Source organism: Bradyrhizobium altum, from assembly GCF_020889705.1.
Lineage (GTDB): Bacteria > Pseudomonadota > Alphaproteobacteria > Rhizobiales > Xanthobacteraceae > Bradyrhizobium > Bradyrhizobium altum.
Genome location: NZ_JACMYP010000593.1, coordinates 1 through 748 on the forward strand (window position 1 = coordinate 1; position 748 = coordinate 748).

A 748-nucleotide genomic window follows, 5' to 3' on the forward strand; every position below is an offset into this window, starting at 1 on the left:
CTAGGGCCGATCGACATTCAGGATTCCCAAGCGGCTTAATCGCTGATTCATAGAGTTCCGTGATTCGACACGGGGCGGATGATGGCGACGAAGCGATATGAGTTGACCGAGGCGCAATGGGCAAAGATATCGCCGTTGCTTCCAGGCAAGGCGAGCGACCCGGGACGTACGGCTGCGGATAACCGTCTGTTCGTCAACGGCTGCTTGTGGATTTTGCGGTCGGGCGCACACTGGTCCGACCTGCCGGAACGGTACGGCAAGTGGAAAACGGTGCATCAGCGCTTCAGCCGCTGGTGCCATGCCGGCGTCTGGGAGCGCGTGTTCGCTGCTCTGACCGCCGATCGCGACAACCAGTATCTGATGATCGACAGCACCATCGTTCGAGCCCACCAGCAGGCGACGAGCGGAAAAGGGGGGCCAAAGATCAGGCGCTGGGGCGTTCCCGAGGCGGACTGACCACCAAGATCCACATGCTGGCCGACGCGCTCGGCCGTCCGCTCCGCTTCATCGTCACGGCTGGGCAGGTCAATGACATCACCCAAGCGCCCGCACTGCTCGACGGCCAGAACGGCGATGCCGTGCTCGCCGACAAGGCCTATGACAGCAACGCTCTGCGTGCGATCATCGCGGACATCGGCGCAATGGCGGTGATCCCGTCAAATCGCACCCGCAGGATCATCATTCCGCACGATGCCGACGCCTACAAACAGCGCAACCGCATCGAGCGCTGCTTCTGCCAGCTCAAACA

General features: G+C 62.0%; 1 pseudogene. It reads left to right on the top strand.

The features are described 5' to 3' along the window. Positions 1-81: 81 nt before the first annotated feature. A pseudogene (locus tag H8B02_RS47580) lies at positions 82-748 on the top strand (IS5 family transposase); the annotation flags it as partial.